The sequence below is a fragment of the Kitasatospora sp. MAP12-44 genome, from assembly GCF_029892095.1.
Taxonomy (GTDB): Bacteria; Actinomycetota; Actinomycetes; order Streptomycetales; family Streptomycetaceae; genus Kitasatospora.
Genome location: NZ_JARZAE010000004.1, coordinates 8,220,164 through 8,235,338 on the forward strand (window position 1 = coordinate 8,220,164; position 15,175 = coordinate 8,235,338).

A 15,175-nucleotide genomic window follows, 5' to 3' on the forward strand; every position below is an offset into this window, starting at 1 on the left:
TCGTCATCGCAGCTCACCGCGCTCGATGCAGAACTCGTTGCCCTCCGGGTCGGCCAGCACCACCCAGCCACTGCCGTCCGGGCGGCCGCGGTCCTCGACGAGACGCGCCCCGAGGGCCAGCGCGCGCTCCAACTCCTCGGCCCGGCTGCGGCCGTGGGGCTCCAGGTCGAGGTGGATCCGGTTCTTGGCCGACTTGCCCTCCGGGACCCGGACGAAAAGAAGCGTGGGGCCGCCACCGGGATCCTGGACCACCGCCTCCGGGTCGCCCGGCTTGTCGTCGTCGTTCAGCGACCGGCCCAGCAACCGGCTCCAGAACAGCCCGAGATCGTACGGGTCGCCGGTGCAGTCGAAGGTGATCGTGCGAATGCTCGGGTACATGGTTCTCCGTGACGGGATGGGAACGGGATGGGATGGAAACGTCGTTACTGCTCCCAGGGCCAGCCTGCCCGGCCGGACTCCTCCAGGAGTGGGATGAGTCGGAAGGCGGCGTCGCTCAGCCCGCCGAAGGTGTGGCGGTGCGGCCCGGTCGGGGCGTGACCGGTGGCGTAGCCGGCCAGGTTCCAGGTGTAGACCGGGACCCGCTGCGGCACGACGTGCAGCGGGTCGCCGCCGTAACTCCACTGCGCCTGCTCGTCGGTGACGATGACCACCCGGTCGTGCTCGCGGTAGTGCCGGGCGACCGCCTGGGCGGTGTTGGTGCCGCCGAGGTTGTGGAACCGGTCCACGGTCCGCAGGACGGACTCGCCCGCGGTGAGCTGCACGGCGCTGCTGCCGGTGCCGAACTCGACCAGGTCGGCCTGCTCGGAGCGCAGCGCCAGCGCGGTGCCGAAGATCGCGGCGGAGTCGGCCCGGTTGAGCTCGATCGTCCCGCCTGGCGTGTCGAACATCGAGCCCGAGCGGTCCACCAGGACCAGGGTCCGCCCGGACAGTGCGGGCACGTTGGCGAGCGAGTGGCCGAGGGCCGTCTCCAGGCCTTGCTGCCAGCGCGGCGAGGGCGCGGCGCGGTGAGCGGCCAGGTAGCGGAACGGGAACTGGCGGGAGCGGGCCACCTCAGCCGGGTCGGCCAGCCGCGCGGCCACCTCGGCGGCCACGCGGTCGCCGACCCCGTTGAGGTCGAAGTTGCGCAGGTTGCGGACCAGGGCCATCGACCCCATGGAGGGGATCACCGCCTCCCAGGCCGCGGCGTCCAGCGGCCCCTGCAGCCAGCCCGCCAGCGCCTCCCAGGTCATCCCGGCCGCCGCCAGTCGCTCGCCCCCGTCGGGCGCGGTGACCAGCGAGTACCGTTCGGAGATCGGGACTGACATCAACTCATGGTGAGCGGTGAGGAGTTGGTCATCGCTCGGCGGAACGGCATGGTCTGGGCGGTGCCGCCGGTCCAGCGCGTAGCGGAACAGCTCGCCCTGCCACGGCCGGTCCTCGGCCGGTGCCGGGTGGGTCAGCTCCAGGACATCGCCGAAGCGGTAGCGGCGGGAGGCGGTGTCGTACTTGAGCAGCGCGCGGCTGGTGTAGAGCCGCCGGACGGCATCCGCGACCCCGCGCTTCACCGGCTGGGGCAGCCGGCGGCCGTAGCGGGAGGTCCAGTAAGCCAGCAACTCACCTGGCTCGTCCGGGCGTTGGAGGACGGCGTCGACGGCCTGCCGGGAGAACCCGGCGGCGCGGGCCGTCAGCCGGGCGTGCGCGAACTCGGCCGCGCCCACCAGTGAGGCGGTCCGCATCCGCGCCTCGGTGCGCAGCCAGCGCAGCAGGCCGAGGGTCCATTGCGGGTCGCTGACCGCGAGTTGGCGCACCAGCTCGGCGTAGCGCGCGTCGCGGGAGGCGGCGCCCTCGTAGAAGGTGCACTGTCCGACCATGTTCGCGACCGCGAGCAGGAAGAGCTCGGACTTCGGCTCCCGGACGTACCCGGCCCCGCCCTGGTGGTTGACCATCCAGGGCCGGGCGACGACCGGCCGCGGGTAGCCACGCACCGCCGGGGGCGCCCACTGCCCGTACACCGAGAGCGGGGAGGTCGCGCCGCCTGCGGTCAAGCCCGGTAGTTCGCTCTGGATCTCTGCCCTGGCTTCGGTCTTGGTCCGCTGGCGGTTGAACCGGGTCACGCAGAAGTCCCCCTGTAGGATCGACAGTTGAAGTAGCGGTCACACGCGGTCGCGCGGTGTGCCGGCGGGCGCCTCCCGAGATCAGTGGTGGGTGCCGGTGTTTTTTTCGAGGAAGTAACCGGGGCCCGGCGCATCGGGAGGCGCGTGACGGCACGTTACCCGGCCACTCCCACGGCCGCATCCGAATTACGCGACATCGGCACTCGGCCGCTCGGCCCTTCGGCTTGGCGACGCCGCCCTCCATTTGCCGGGCGGTCTAAGGTCGCGGAATGACTACTGGATCTCCGCTCATCCCCTCGCGGGCAGCTGTGCCCGCAGATGTCGACGCCATGGTCGCGACCCTGACCAGCGCGTTCTTCGAGGACCCGCTGTGGGGGCCGGCGTTCCCCGAGGTCGGTCGGCGGGCCGAGCAGGCGGCCGCGATGTGGCGGCTCTATGCGACTTCGGCGCTGCGCTACCACCCGTGGGCGACGGTGACGCCTGGTGTCGAGGCCGTGGCCCTGTGGATTCCGCCGGGCGGTGTGGAGTTGACGCACGAGGAGGAGGGGCTGCTGGTGGACGTCCTGACCGAGACCGCGGGGGCGGAGGTGGCCGCGAGCATCATCACCATCGGCGAGCAGCTCGAAGCGGCGCGCCCCGCCGAGTCGCACTTCTATCTGACGATCCTGGGCACCCACAGCGCGCACCGCGGCCGCGGACTCGGCATGGGCCTGGTGCGCGAGGGTCTCGCCCGGGTCGACGCCCTGGGCGCGCCGGTCTACCTGGAGTCGTCCAATCCCGCGAACGACGCGCGCTACGCGAGCGTCGGCTTTGCGCCGCACGGCCGGGTCACCACCGCCAGCGGCCATGTCGTGACGACCATGTGGCGCCCGGCGCGCTGATCGCACCACCGAAATCCTCAACTGGTCCAGACCCTTGACGCGGTCATGCGGGCTGAGTTCAATCAGGGCTTGAAGGCGATGGGTGCGAGAAAGCGCTCTCGTCTTCAAGCCCTGAACACTTTCCCTCCCGGCTCCGCCCGCAGCCCGACCGACGGAGGATCAGATGCCCCACAGACCCCACCTCATGCGCAGCCGCACGGCAGTGCTGGCCACCGCCCTGCTGACCGGCGCCCTCGCGCTCACCGCGCCCCCCGCTGCCACGGCGGCGCCCGAAGCTGCGCCCAAGACGGCGCCCAGGGCGGCGACCGTCACCTCCGGCGTCACCTACACCGTCACCAACGCCAACAGCGCCAAGTGCGTAGACGCCACGGCGGCGGCCACCGCCAACGGCACCGCGGTCCAGCAGTACACCTGCAACGGCACCATCGCGCAGCAGTGGACGTTCACGGCGACCAGCGGCGGCTACTTCCAGGTCGGCAACGCCGCCGCCGGCGCTCAGGTGTGGGACGTGACCAACGTGTCCACCGCCGACAGCGCACCCATCCAGCTCTGGACGTACGGCGGCGGCGCCAACCAGCAGTGGCAGCCGGTGGCGGAGGCGAGCGGCGCGTACCACTTCGTCAACCGCAACAGCGGCAAGTGCCTGGACACGCCGAGTGCGTCCACCGCCGACGGCGTCCAGCTCCAGCAGTACGCCTGCAACGGCACCGGCGCCCAGTCGTTCACGCTGACCCCGACCGGTGGGACTCCGCCGGGCGCACCCGATCTCGGCCCCAACGTGCTGACCTTCGACCCGTCGATGTCCAGCGCCTCGATCCAGAGCCGGCTCGACGCCGTCTACAGCCAGCAGCAGACCAACCAGTTCGGCGCTCAGCGCTACGCGTTGCTCTTCAAGCCCGGTTCCTACAACGTGAACGTCAACGTCGGCTACTACACCCAGGTGCTGGGGTTGGGCCAGTCGCCGGACGACACCACCATCAACGGCGGCGGGGTCAACGCCGACGCGCAGTGGGACGGCGGCAATGCCACACAGAACTTCTGGCGCTCGGTCGAGAACCTGACCGACAACCCCTCCTCGGGGACCACCAAGTGGGCCGTCTCGCAGGCCTCCCCGATGCGCAGGGTGCACATCGCGGGCAGCATGGTGCTGGACGACAACGGCGGCTGGTCAAGCGGCGGCTTCCTCGCCGACTCGAAGGTCGACGGGCAGGTAAACTCCGGCAGCCAGCAGCAGTGGCTCTCGCGCAATGACCAGTGGGGCGGCTGGACCGGGTCCAACTGGAACATGGTCTTCGTCGGTGACACCAACGCCCCTGCCACGAGTTTCCCCAACCCGCCGTACACCACCGTCGCCACGACGCCGGTGATCGCCGAGAAGCCGTACCTGTATGTCGACTCGTCCGGCGCCTACCAGGTGTTCGTCCCGGCCGACCAGGCCGGCAGCCTGGGCACCAGCTGGGCCGGCGGCGGGACCCCCGGGACCTCGGTGCCGATCAGCCAGTTCTACATCGCCAAGCCCGCCGACACCGCCGCGACCATCAACGCGGCGCTTGCCTCGGGAAAGAACCTGCTCTTCACCCCCGGGGTCTACCACCTGAACGACACCATCAGGGTGACCCGCGCCGACACCGTGGTGCTGGGCCTCGGGCTTGCCACCCTGGAGGCCGACAACGGCGTCACCGCGATGTCCACGGCCGACGTGTCGGGTATCCGCATCGCGGGCCTGCTCTTCGACGCCGGGACCACCAACTCGCCCGTCCTGCTCCAGATCGGGCCGAACGGCTCGGGCGCGGACCACTCCGCCGACCCGACCGTGCTGTCCGACGTCTTCGCCCGGATCGGCGGCGCGGCCGTCGGCAAGGCGACCGTCAGCGTGCAGGTGAACAGCGCCGACGTGGTCGGCGACGACTTCTGGCTGTGGCGGGCCGACCACGGCACCGGCGTCGGCTGGACCTCCAACACCGCCGCGAACGGCCTGGTCGTCAACGGCGCGGACGTCACCATGTACGGGCTGGCGGCCGAGCACTACCAGCAGTACGCGGTGCTCTGGAACGGCGAGCGCGGCCGCACCTACTTCCTGCAGAACGAGCTTCCCTACGACCCGCCGGACCAGGCGAGCTGGATGAACGGCGGAAGCGACGGCTACGCCGCGTACAAGGTCGCGGACACCGTGACCAGCCACCAGGCCTGGGGGCTGGGCGTCTACTGCTACTTCGACGTCAACTCCTCGATCGTGGCCGACCACGCCATCGAGGTGCCGGACACCCCCGGCGTCAGCCTGCACGATATGGTCACCGTCTCGCTGGGCGGCGTGGGCACCATCACGCACATCGTCAACGGTGCTGGAGGGCCCGCCAACTCCGCCAACAGCGTTGCGGACCTGGTCAGTTACCCGTAGGCGGCCAGCGTTGCCGCCGAGCCGTCGTCACTGGCTCGGCGGTGGCGGCGCGGCGGGCGGCGGGAGGCCGACGGAGCTGGCCGCCACGCCGACCCGGCCGACCGGGGGAGCGGGCGGCTGGTCGCTCGGCGAAGGAGCGGCGCTGGCGGCAGCGGGCGGGAGCGCGGGGATCCCGGTGGTCGCCGGGTCGGACACCGTTCGTATCGCAAGCACGGCCAGGGCGGCGCCAACGGCCGTACAGCCGGCCCAGACCAGCACAGATCGTGGTAGACGGTTCATGCGGGACATCCTGGCGCATCGGCTACGGTGTGCTCCATGACGTCCGTCCTCGTTGTTGAAGACGACCCGATCATTCGCACGTCTCTGATAGAGATCCTGACGGCGCGTGGCCATCTGGTGCGCAGCGCGCCCGACGGCTTCGGCGCGCTGCGGGAGATCACCCAGGCGCCGCCGGATGCGGTCGTGCTCGATCTCGGCCTGCCCGATCTGGACGGCTGCGACGCGCTGCGGATGATCCGAGGCCTGTCGCGGGTCCCGGTGCTGGTAGCCACGGCCCGGGACGACGATCGCGAGATCATCAGACTCCTCGACGCGGGGGCCGACGACTACCTCGTCAAGCCCTTCTCCGGCGGCCAGTTGGTGGCCCGGCTGGCGGCGGTGCTGCGCCGCAGCGCGGCCTGGCCGGGGGAGGCGGACGGTGGCGCCTCGGGCTACGCCGGTGCCCAGGGCTACGGCGGCGGGGCGTCGGCTGCGGCCCGGGAGCCCGCGACCGTGGGCGAGCTGCGAATCGAGCCGCTGGCCCGGACCGTTCATCTGGCCGGGCGGGAAGTACGGCTGACGCGCCGCGAGTTCGACCTACTGGCCTACCTGGCCCAGCACGTGGGGCAGGTGGTGTCCCGGCGGCAGATCCTCGCCGAGGTGTGGCGCCAGCCGTACGTGGACGAGCAGACCGTGGACGTGCACCTGTCCTGCCTGCGCCGCAAGCTCGGCGAGCGGGCCAGCCGCCCGCGCTATCTGCACACCGTCCGCGGGGTGGGCGTCAAACTGGTGTCGCCCCCGTGAGAGCCGCCGTGGCCAGGGTCACGCTCGCGGTGACCTCGGTGGTGGCGCTGACCTTCCTGATCCCGCTGGGGCTGCTGCTGCGCACCCAGCTGCGCACCGAGGTGACCCGGGACGCCGAGCTGCGTGCGGCGGCGGTCGCGCCCGCGCTCTCGCTCTCCACCCAACCAGCGGACCTGCAAGCCGACTTGGGCGATGCGGGCGGTGGGGACGTGCTGAGCGTCCGGCTGCCCGACGGCCGGGTGGTGGGGGACAGCCATGCGCCCGGGCAGCTGCTCGACCGGGTCGGTGAGGTGCGGCGGTCGGTGGCGGCCGACATCCCCGGCGGGTGGGACTACCTGCAACCCGTCCTGCTGGGGCGCCAGCAGGTGGCGCTGGTCGAGGAGTTCGTTCCGCAGGCGCGGCTGGACCGGGGGGTTCGCACCGGCTGGTCCGAACTCGCGCTGCTCGCCGTGGTGCTGGTGGCCGGCTCGGTGCTGGTGGTGGACCGGTTCGCCGTCCGGCTGGCCCGGTCCGCGCGCGGGCTGGCCTCGGCGGCCCACGCCCTGGGGGCGGGGGACCTGGAGGTCCGGGTGGAGCCGACCGGGCCGGCCGAGCTGTCCGAGGCGGGCCGGGCCTTCAATGCGATGGCCGACCGGGTCACTCAACTGATGGTGGCAGAGCGGGAGTTGGTGGCTGATCTGTCGCACCGGCTGCGGACTCCGCTGACCGCCCTCTACCTGGCCATCGAGCAGCTCGGCTCGGCGGCGGGGGTGACCCGGCTGACCTCGGCCACCCACCAGCTGGAGGCGGAGGTCGACTCGATCATCCGTACCGCCCGCACGCCCGCGGCCACCGGCCACCGCGCGCCGGACGACCGTCCGGGCACCGCCGGCCTGTCACCCGGCCCGACCGGCAGCAGCCTGCGCGGCGGTCGGGAGGGAGGTCGGGAAGGGGACCGCTGCGAGGTGTCGGAGGTGGTCGCGCACCGGGTCGGCTTCTGGTCGGTGCTCGCCGCCCAGCAGGGCCGGGAGTGCCGGCTCGGGGCGACGGACGAGCCGACCCCCGTGCCACTGCTGGAGGACGACCTCGCGGCGCTGGTCGACGCCCTGGTCGGCAACGTCTTCCGGCACACCCGGCAGGGCACGCCCTTCGCGGTGAGCGTACGGCGCACGGCGCTGAGCATCGTGCTGGTGGTCGAGGACGGCGGGCCGGGCATCGATGACCCGGCCGGCGCGCTCTCCCGCGGCGTCAGCGTCGGCGGTTCCACCGGTCTGGGGCTGGACATCGCCCGCCGGGCCGCCGCCTCGGCGGGCGGGCAGGTGCTGATCGGGCGCAGCTCGCTGGGTGGTGCGCGGGTGGAGGTCGTGTTCGGCCTGGCCGCCGAGCCCCGCCGCCGCAGGCCCTGGCGCCATCGCCGCCGCTGAGCGGCACCCTGCCGCCAGGCGCCAACCGCCCGCTGTCTGCCGCTTGCTGCTTGCCCCGTTCTGGTTAAGCGCAACCTTAGGGCTTTCTTAGCGAGCTCTGCGGCGGGCGCCTTTCGCCTCCGGGCGACCATACGATCGGTGGCGTCGACTCGTTGTTCGGGCCCGAGGGTCGACGAAGTCCGTTGACACCCAAGGAGGTTCGACGGACTGGGGCGCGCGAGTCCGCGCAGCCCGTCCACGCCTGTCCACGCTTGTCCACGCCTGTGCGGGCGTGCCGGCGCGGCCGTCAAGGCGTGGCGCACCCGTAGGGACCAGTGAGCCGAGGTACGACGACCATGATCGCTGACGCAGCAGCCCCGCGGACCGCGCCGAGCGCTCCTCCCCGTGTAGCAGGACCGAGACTTCGCGTCGCGGTGCTGCTGCTGGTGGCCGTGCTGGGGCTGATGGCGCTGGGGCCGGGCAACTGCCCGCCGGCCGCCGCCGTGGCAGCTCTGCCGGGGGCCGCCCTGCCCACCGTCGTGGCCCCGATACCGGGCTCGCCGCTGGACGCATACGACAAACAGGTGCCCTATGACACCGGCGTGCACAAGATCGCGCGCTTCGCGGCGATCCTCGCGTACGCCCTGATGACCGCGACGGTCGTGCTCGGCGTGGTGCTGCGGATGCGCTACTTCCAGCGCGTCGTCAACCGCAGCACGGTCTACGGCGCGCATATGACGCTCGCGCTCTCCGCCCTGATCTTCGGAGGAATCCACGGTATGACGTTCCTGTACCAACCGGTGTGGCATATCGGCACCCGCGAGCTTGTGCTCCCGTTCGCGGGCGGCCTGCAGCGGATCCCGGTGGGCCTCGGCGTGCTGGGGACCGAACTGGCCGTCGCGGTCGGCTGCTCGGTCTGGTTGCAGCGCCGGATCGGCTACCACCGCTGGTTGCGGACACACCAGTTGGGCTATCTGGCGTTCGCCCTGATCTGGCTGCACATCATCCTGGTGCATCCGGAACCCCGCCATTTCGACCTGGTGGCGGTCGGCGTCGCGGCGGGAGCCGGCGGCTGCCTGCTGGCCTTCCTGATCCGGGTGCTGCCCTCGCACTCGCGCCTTCGGCAGAACTACCCGCTGGGCGGCCGGAGTTGAGCATAACAACGAGCGTAACAACGAGCATGACAACGAGCAGCACAACGAGCAGCGCAACGATCGAGGGACAGCTGCTCCCCAGCCCGCGACCTGCCGCGCCGCTCGCCCCGGCCCGCCCCCAACTCGTCCCCGAGTGGGAGCCGGTCAAGGTCAGCGTGGACAACAACCGCTGCCACATCTACGGCATCTGCCAGCAGGAGGCTCCCGAGGTCTTCCGCCTCGCCGCAGGCGGCTCGCTGCACTACACGGGCAGCGTGCCGGCCAGGTCGGCAGCCCAAGCCAGGCAGGCGGCCCGGTGCTGCCCGATGCAGGCCATCACCATCCGCGACGCGCCGCCGCCGCAGGCCCCGCGCCGCCGGTTTCGCCGCAGCGGCACGGCCGGCCGGGGCAGCCACCGGCGGATCGTGGTCGCCGGCGGCGGACTGGCCGGCCTCAGCGCCGCCACCCGGCTGCGCGAGCGCGGCTTCGACGGCGAGCTCGTGGTCGTCGGCGAGGAGCCGCAGCGCCCCTACAGCCGCCCGCCGCTGTCCAAGCAGTTCCTGGCGGGGGAGTTGAGCGGCGAGGACCTCACCTTCCGGGCCGACGACCCGGTCGACACCCACTGGCTGCTGGGCACGCACCTGGTCGGGCTCGACCCCTGGCGCCGGACGCTGGAACTGCGCGGCGGCGAACTCCTGCCCTTCGACGGGCTGGTGATCGCGACCGGCGTCGACGCCAAGCGGCTGCCGCAGGCGCCGGTCTTCAGCGACCGGGTGCGCACCGTGCGCACGATGGCCGACGCGGTCGCGATCCAGCGGGCCATGCACGAGGCCACCGCGCGCCGGGTGGTGATCCTCGGCGGCGGCTTCATCGGCTGCGAACTCGCCTGCACCGCACGCGAACACGGCATGGACGTGACCCTGGTGGTGCACAGCGCGCCGCTGCTGCGCCGGGTCCTTGGCCGGACGCTGGGCGAGGTGGTCGGCCGGATCCAGTCCCGGGCCGGGGTCGACGTCCGGCTGAGCACGCAGATCACCGACTGGCTCGACACCGGTGACGGGCTGCGCCTGCGGCTGGACGACGGCGAGGTCCTTGACGCCGACTTCGTCGTCCTCGGCCTGGGCAGCGTGCCGCGCACGGAGTGGCTGCGCGGCAGCGGCCTGGACGTCTCCGACGGCGTGCTGTGCGACGCCACCGGCCACGCCGTCGGCCCCGACGGCCGGCCGCTGCCCGGCATCGTGGCCGCGGGCGATGTGGCGCGCTGGCCGAACCTGCGCTTCGACGGCACGCCCCGGCGGGTGGAACACCTCATCCACGCCGTCGAGATGGGCCAGCACGCCGCCGACTCGCTGCTCCAGGGCCCGGGCCGGGCCGCGCTGTTCACCCCGGTGCCGCGCTTCTGGTCCGAGCAGCACGGGACGCGCCTGCAGGCGGTCGGCATGCCGGCGCTGGGGGAGCGGATGGACGTCGTCGAGGGCTCGCTGCGCTCCGGGCGGTTCCTGGCGGCGTACACCCGCCAGACCGCGCAGGGCCCGCAACTGGTGGCCGCGGTGGCCTTCGACATGCCGCGTGAGCTGCTGGACTACCAGGACCAGGTGGGCCGGCTGCGGCCGCCGCCGCTGCCCGGGGCGCGGACACCGAGCAGGAGGAAGCGCCGTTGAGCCACCGGGCCATCCGCCGCAGTCGGCGCCAAAGCTCTTCCTATGGTGGGCCGTTGCGCTGGTTGATCAGCCTGCCGGCGCGGCTCCATGTGCGCTGGCTGTTCATCGCCGCCGTGCTGACTGTGGTGATGGGCGGGTACCTCCACGTCCTGTTGACGGCGCCGCCGATGCCGCCCAGCCGGGCGCCAGTGCAGGTGGCGAGCCCCTGATTCCGGTCCCCCTGTCCTGCCTCCCTCCCGCCTCCCTCATCGTGCAAAGGACTCCCAATGTCGACTCACCACAGGTCCAGTCGCGATAGCTCCAGTCCCCGCCGGCCCAGCCGCCGTCGCCGCGACCGGCGCCGCCGGATCACCGTCCTCGCGCTCTCCTGCGGCGGGCTGCTCAGCGTCGCCACCGCGCTGCTGGGCGTCTCCTTCGCCGCCTCCGTCCCGCCGGCTCCCGCGTCCCCGGGCGGCCCGCTCCCGGTCGCCGCAGCCGACCCCAACTGCACCCTCACCGTGCCGGCCCAGCCGCTGACCGCGACCGGGCTGGCCACCCCGTACACCCTGACGGCCACCGACCCGGCTCACGGGCCCTGCCACGAGTCCGACGTCAACCAGTCGGCGTTCGTCCAGGCCACCGTGCTCGACCCGGCCACCGGTGCGCTCTCCGTCTACGACCCGCTGGTCACCGACAAGGGGACCGCTCCCGCCGTCGCCCCGGTGCTGCCCGCACTGCCGCGCAACGCCGTGGTGGGCATCTGGTTCGGCTTCAACGGGTCCGTCCTGACGCTCTCCGGCGGCCTCGCCAACGGTGCCTGCGTCAACGGTTCGTCCGGGCAGCCCTTCGGCCAGTTCGCCTACTGCGACGCGCCCGCGTTCTTCGCGGCGGCCGACGCGGCCGAGCAGGCGGGCCGGCTCACCGTGCCGCCGCTCGGCACCGGGCGCGACGGCAGGCCGTGCCTGACCACCCGTGACTTCGGCCTGGTCGACCAGGACCAGAGCGACAATGTCACCACCGAGTACCTGGTCACCGCCCGCGGCCGGACCGCCCAGCGGACCGCGCACACCAGCGCCGTCCTGCACGGCACCCCGCTGCTGAACGGCAGCGACAACCTGCTGCTGACCGGATTCGAGGACCCGGCGCTCGGTTGCACCCCGTGGACCGCGCCCGATCTGGCCGACCCGGGCAGCCGCGCCACCTCCCTGGGTCTGGACGAGCTGCAGGCCGCCAAGGAGCAGGCCGCGCCGGTCGCGCTGGTCCCGCTCAACGATCCGATGGTGCTGCACCGTACCCGGCAGAGCCGCTCGACGACCGACCTCTACCGCGCGGGCGTGGACCAGCCCCGGCTGGGCGCGGCCCCGGACGGCGACGGGGGAGCCTACTGCGCGCAGCTGGCGACGCTGGGCACCAGCCGGATCGCCCTTGACCGGCGGTTTACGGTCCGGGCGCCCTCGCCACAGAACGGACAGAACCTCTTCGACTTCCTTACGCAGCGACTGGCCGCCTCCCTCATCAATCTCGGCTGTCCGCAAGCCGTCCAGTCCTCCACCTCGCCGGATCCCATGTCAGCGGGCTGATCTCAACGAGTCCTTGACGTTAAGTCATATTAAAGGTGGTGTACCTTCAAGGGGTCAAACGAGTGAACAGCTCGCCAACTCTTGAAGGATTCGTTCGTGCTCCGTCACCAGTCCCCCCGTCGCCTCGGTCGCCTCACACGGTCCGCGCTGGCTGTCACTGCGGCCTTCGTCGTCCTACCCGCCACCCCCGCCCTGGCTGCTCCGGCTCCGGCTCCCGCCCCCGCTCCCGTTGCCGCACCGGCGGCCTCGACCACCCCGCACCTGGACGCGGTCGAGCAGACGCTGCGCCAGGTCTCGCCCGGGCTGGAGGGATCGGTGTGGCAGCGCACCAGCGGCAATAGCCTGGACGCCCCCGCCGGCGACCCGGCCGGCTGGCTGCTGCAGACCCCGGGCTGCTGGGGCGACGCGACCTGCGCGGACCGGGTCGGGACGCAGAAGCTGCTGGCCAAGATGACCCAGAACATCTCCCAGGCCACCCGCACCGTGGACATCTCCACCCTCGCGCCCTTCCCGAACGGCGAGTTCGAGGACGCCATCGTGGCCGGCCTGAAGGCCTCGGTGGCGAACGGCAACAAGCTGACGGTCCGCATCCTGGTCGGGGCCGCGCCGCTCTACAACATCAGCGCGGTTCCGACCAGGTACCGCGACGAACTGGTCGGCAAGCTCGGCCCGGCGGCCTCCGCCATCACGCTGAACGTCGCGTCGATGACCACCGCCAAGACCGCCTTCTCCTGGAACCACTCCAAGCTGCTGGTGGTCGACGGGCAGAGCGTGATCACCGGTGGCATCAACAACTGGAAGGACGACTACATCGACACCACCCACCCGGTGTCGGACGTCGACCTGGCCCTGACCGGGCCCGCCGCCTCATCCGCCGGCGCCTACCTCGACACCCTGTGGGGCTGGACCTGCCAGCACACCGGCGTGCTCTCCGCCGCCTGGTTCGCCTCCACCGGCGGCGCCGCCTGCCTGCCGACGCTGGAGAAGGACGCCAACCCGGCGCCCGCCGCCGCGACCGGCGACATACCGGTGATCGCCGTCGGCGGCCTCGGCGTCGGCATCAGCAGCGCCGACCCCGCCTCCACCTACCAGCCGGTGCTGCCCAGCGCGCCCGACAGCAGCTGCGGCCCGATCGCCCTGCACGACAACACCAACGCCGACCGCGACTACGAGACGGTCAACCCCGAGGAGAGCGCCCTGCGTGCCCTGGTGGCCAGTGCCACCGACCACATCGAGATCTCCCAGCAGGACCTCAACGGCACCTGCCCGCCGCTGCCCCGCTACGACGTCCGGCTCTACGACCTGCTGGCCGCCAAGCTGGCCGCCGGGGTGAAGGTCCGCATCGTGGTGAGCGACCCGGCCAACCGGGGGGCGGTCGGCAGCGGCGGGTACTCGCAGATCAAGTCCCTCGCGGAGGTCAGCGACACGCTCCGCAACCGGCTGGCCGCCGTCACCGGCAGCACGCCCGACGCCGCGCGGACGACGATGTGCCAGAACCTCCAGCTCGCCTCCTTCCGCGCGGCCCCGGGCACCGCCTGGGCGGACGGCCACCCGTACGCGCTGCACCACAAGCTGGTCTCCGTCGACGGGTCGGCCTTCTTCATCGGCTCCAAGAACCTCTACCCCGCGTGGCTGCAGGACTTCGGCTACCTGGTGGAGAGCCCGAGCGCGGCCGCCCAGCTCGACGCGAACCTGCTCACCCCGGAGTGGCAGTACTCGCAGGCCGCCGCGACCGTCGACTACACCCGCGGCACCTGCCCGGCCTGACCCTCTGTCTCCTGACCCGCGGCCTGCCCCCACCCGGGCAGGCCGGCCTCGGCGGCGAGCACCGGCGCGAGGTTCTCGTTGCGGATCCGGCGGTCCACGTAGAGCAGACCGTGGGTCAGCGGAGCCAGCGGCAGCGCGATGACGTTCGCCAGCGCCGCGCCGATCAGCAGGCATGCCATGAAGACGACAACCCCGCCGACGCTGGGAGCCGGCTGCGAGGCGTCGACGAAGCCCGGGGTGGACACCGGGTGGATGCTGCCCATCAGGGCGACCATCCCGGTGATCGCGAACGGTACGACGACCACCTGGGTGGCGAACGAGGCGATCATGTTGATCAGGTACGGGATGCCCAGACTGCGCCACCAGGCCCCGTGGTTGAGCCGCCAGGCCCGACGGATCGCCGCGACCGGCCGAGAGCGCTCCAGCACGATCACCGGCACCAGCAAGCTCAGCCGCACCTGCGCGTAGACGCAGCACCCGATCGCGGGCAGGGCGCAGAGCACGCCCACCGCAGGAACGAGGCCGGCACGCGCGCCGGCCAGGCCCAGCAGCAGCGCCGGCAGCAGCGAGACCGCCATGACCCCCACGAAGCCCGTACCGATCAGCAGTTGGCCCCCCAGCACGCGCCAGAAGTGCGGCGCCGCCTCCGCTCGGAGCACGCGCGCCGTCACCGGCCGGCCGAGCACGGAGTGCCGCAGGACCGCGGTACTCACGGTGGACGCCACGGTGGAGAGCGCGAGCAGGCAGACCACCAGCAGGAGCCAGCCGACGACGATCAGCAGACCGAGGGTGAACTTCTGGTCACCGGTCGGCTGGTAGTCCGGCTGGTTGCCGAGCTCGTCGACAAGCCCCCGCAACGAGAAGTACGCGATGACCCCGTACACGCTCAGCACCGCCAGCGCGCCCAGCGTGGGGCCGATCAGCGGTTGGTAGAGCGCCCGGGCGTACCGCTTGACGGTGCCGAAGACGCCGCTGACGATCTCGCCGAGCCCGAGCGGCGCCAGCGGCACCACCCCCGGCTTGGGCGGCGGGGCATACCCCCAGGCCTGCCACGCCCCCTGCCCCGGCGCTTGCCACTGCTGCTGCCCCGGTGGCTGCCCCGGCGCCTGCCACTGCGGCTGCGGCTGCGGCCGACCGGGTATCGCGTCCCCGTCCTGGCCGCGCTGCTCGCCCGCGGGCGGCTGTCCTGCCTCATCACTGCTCATCGCTGTTCAGGCCTCCCCCTGTGCTGTTACTGCC

The 15,175-nt window shown here is 72.3% G+C and carries 13 protein-coding genes; 9 read left to right on the plus strand and 4 right to left on the minus strand.

Going from position 1 to position 15,175, the window contains the following annotated elements; genetic code table 11:
• Positions 1 to 3: 3 nt before the first annotated feature.
• Together P3T34_RS36955 and P3T34_RS36960 are read right to left on the minus strand one after the other, a co-directional pair.
• Positions 4 to 378 (minus strand): VOC family protein, encoded by a 375-nt coding sequence (locus tag P3T34_RS36955; RefSeq protein WP_280670764.1) that lies wholly within the window; start codon positions 376 to 378, stop codon positions 4 to 6.
• Between the two features lie 44 nt (positions 379 to 422).
• A complete protein-coding gene (locus tag P3T34_RS36960; RefSeq protein ID WP_280672631.1) occupies positions 423 to 1,925 on the minus strand; it encodes a TROVE domain-containing protein in 1,503 nt (500 codons plus the stop codon).
• A gap of 437 nt (positions 1,926 to 2,362) precedes the next feature.
• On the opposite strand from P3T34_RS36960, the gene P3T34_RS36965 reads away from it, so the two are divergent.
• The gene (locus tag P3T34_RS36965; RefSeq protein WP_280670765.1) at positions 2,363 to 2,974 is read left to right on the plus strand and encodes a GNAT family N-acetyltransferase; all 612 of its coding nucleotides are present in this window, start codon (positions 2,363 to 2,365) and stop codon (positions 2,972 to 2,974) included.
• Positions 2,975 to 3,137: 163 nt separating this feature from the next.
• Positions 3,138 to 5,372: an RICIN domain-containing protein gene (locus P3T34_RS36970; protein WP_280670766.1), complete on the plus strand. Its 2,235-nt coding sequence runs from the start codon at positions 3,138 to 3,140 to the stop codon at positions 5,370 to 5,372.
• 27 nt (positions 5,373 to 5,399) lie between these two features.
• Here the strand turns inward: P3T34_RS36970 and P3T34_RS36975 are convergent, their stop codons facing one another.
• Entirely contained in the window at positions 5,400 to 5,651 is a 252-nt protein-coding gene (locus P3T34_RS36975; RefSeq protein WP_280670767.1) for a hypothetical protein, read from the minus strand.
• 36 nt (positions 5,652 to 5,687) lie between these two features.
• Here P3T34_RS36975 and P3T34_RS36980 point away from each other — a divergent pair, with 36 nt between their 5' ends.
• The 7 genes from P3T34_RS36980 (at position 5,688) to P3T34_RS37010 (ending at position 13,936) form a co-directional block, all read left to right on the plus strand.
• The gene (locus tag P3T34_RS36980; RefSeq protein WP_280670768.1) at positions 5,688 to 6,434 is read left to right on the plus strand and encodes a response regulator transcription factor; all 747 of its coding nucleotides are present in this window, start codon (positions 5,688 to 5,690) and stop codon (positions 6,432 to 6,434) included.
• Positions 6,431 to 7,837: a HAMP domain-containing sensor histidine kinase gene (locus P3T34_RS36985; protein ID WP_280670770.1), complete on the plus strand. Its 1,407-nt coding sequence runs from the start codon at positions 6,431 to 6,433 to the stop codon at positions 7,835 to 7,837. Before P3T34_RS36980 ends, P3T34_RS36985 begins: the two co-directional genes overlap by 4 nt.
• A 413-nt stretch (positions 7,838 to 8,250) precedes the next feature.
• On the plus strand, positions 8,251 to 8,970 hold the full coding sequence (locus tag P3T34_RS36990) for a ferric reductase-like transmembrane domain-containing protein (RefSeq protein ID WP_280670771.1): 720 nt from the start codon (positions 8,251 to 8,253) through the stop codon (positions 8,968 to 8,970).
• Between the two features lie 26 nt (positions 8,971 to 8,996).
• Positions 8,997 to 10,610 carry an FAD-dependent oxidoreductase gene (locus P3T34_RS36995; protein WP_280670773.1) on the plus strand — a complete coding sequence of 538 codons (1,614 nt, stop codon included), beginning with the start codon at positions 8,997 to 8,999 and terminating at the stop codon, positions 10,608 to 10,610.
• Between the two features lie 53 nt (positions 10,611 to 10,663).
• Positions 10,664 to 10,819, plus strand: coding sequence for a hypothetical protein (locus tag P3T34_RS37000; protein WP_280670775.1), 156 nt, complete (start codon positions 10,664 to 10,666; stop codon positions 10,817 to 10,819).
• 57 nt (positions 10,820 to 10,876) lie between these two features.
• A complete protein-coding gene (locus P3T34_RS37005) occupies positions 10,877 to 12,169 on the plus strand; it encodes a hypothetical protein (protein WP_280670777.1) in 1,293 nt (430 codons plus the stop codon).
• A 96-nt stretch (positions 12,170 to 12,265) separates the two neighbouring features.
• Positions 12,266 to 13,936: a phospholipase D-like domain-containing protein gene (locus tag P3T34_RS37010; protein WP_280670779.1), complete on the plus strand. Its 1,671-nt coding sequence runs from the start codon at positions 12,266 to 12,268 to the stop codon at positions 13,934 to 13,936.
• On the opposite strand, the gene P3T34_RS37015 is transcribed toward P3T34_RS37010, so the two are convergent.
• The gene (locus P3T34_RS37015; RefSeq protein WP_280670781.1) at positions 13,909 to 15,141 is read right to left on the minus strand and encodes a hypothetical protein; all 1,233 of its coding nucleotides are present in this window, start codon (positions 15,139 to 15,141) and stop codon (positions 13,909 to 13,911) included. The two genes, P3T34_RS37010 and P3T34_RS37015, sit on opposite strands and share 28 nt — an antisense overlap.
• Positions 15,142 to 15,175: the final 34 nt, after the last annotated feature.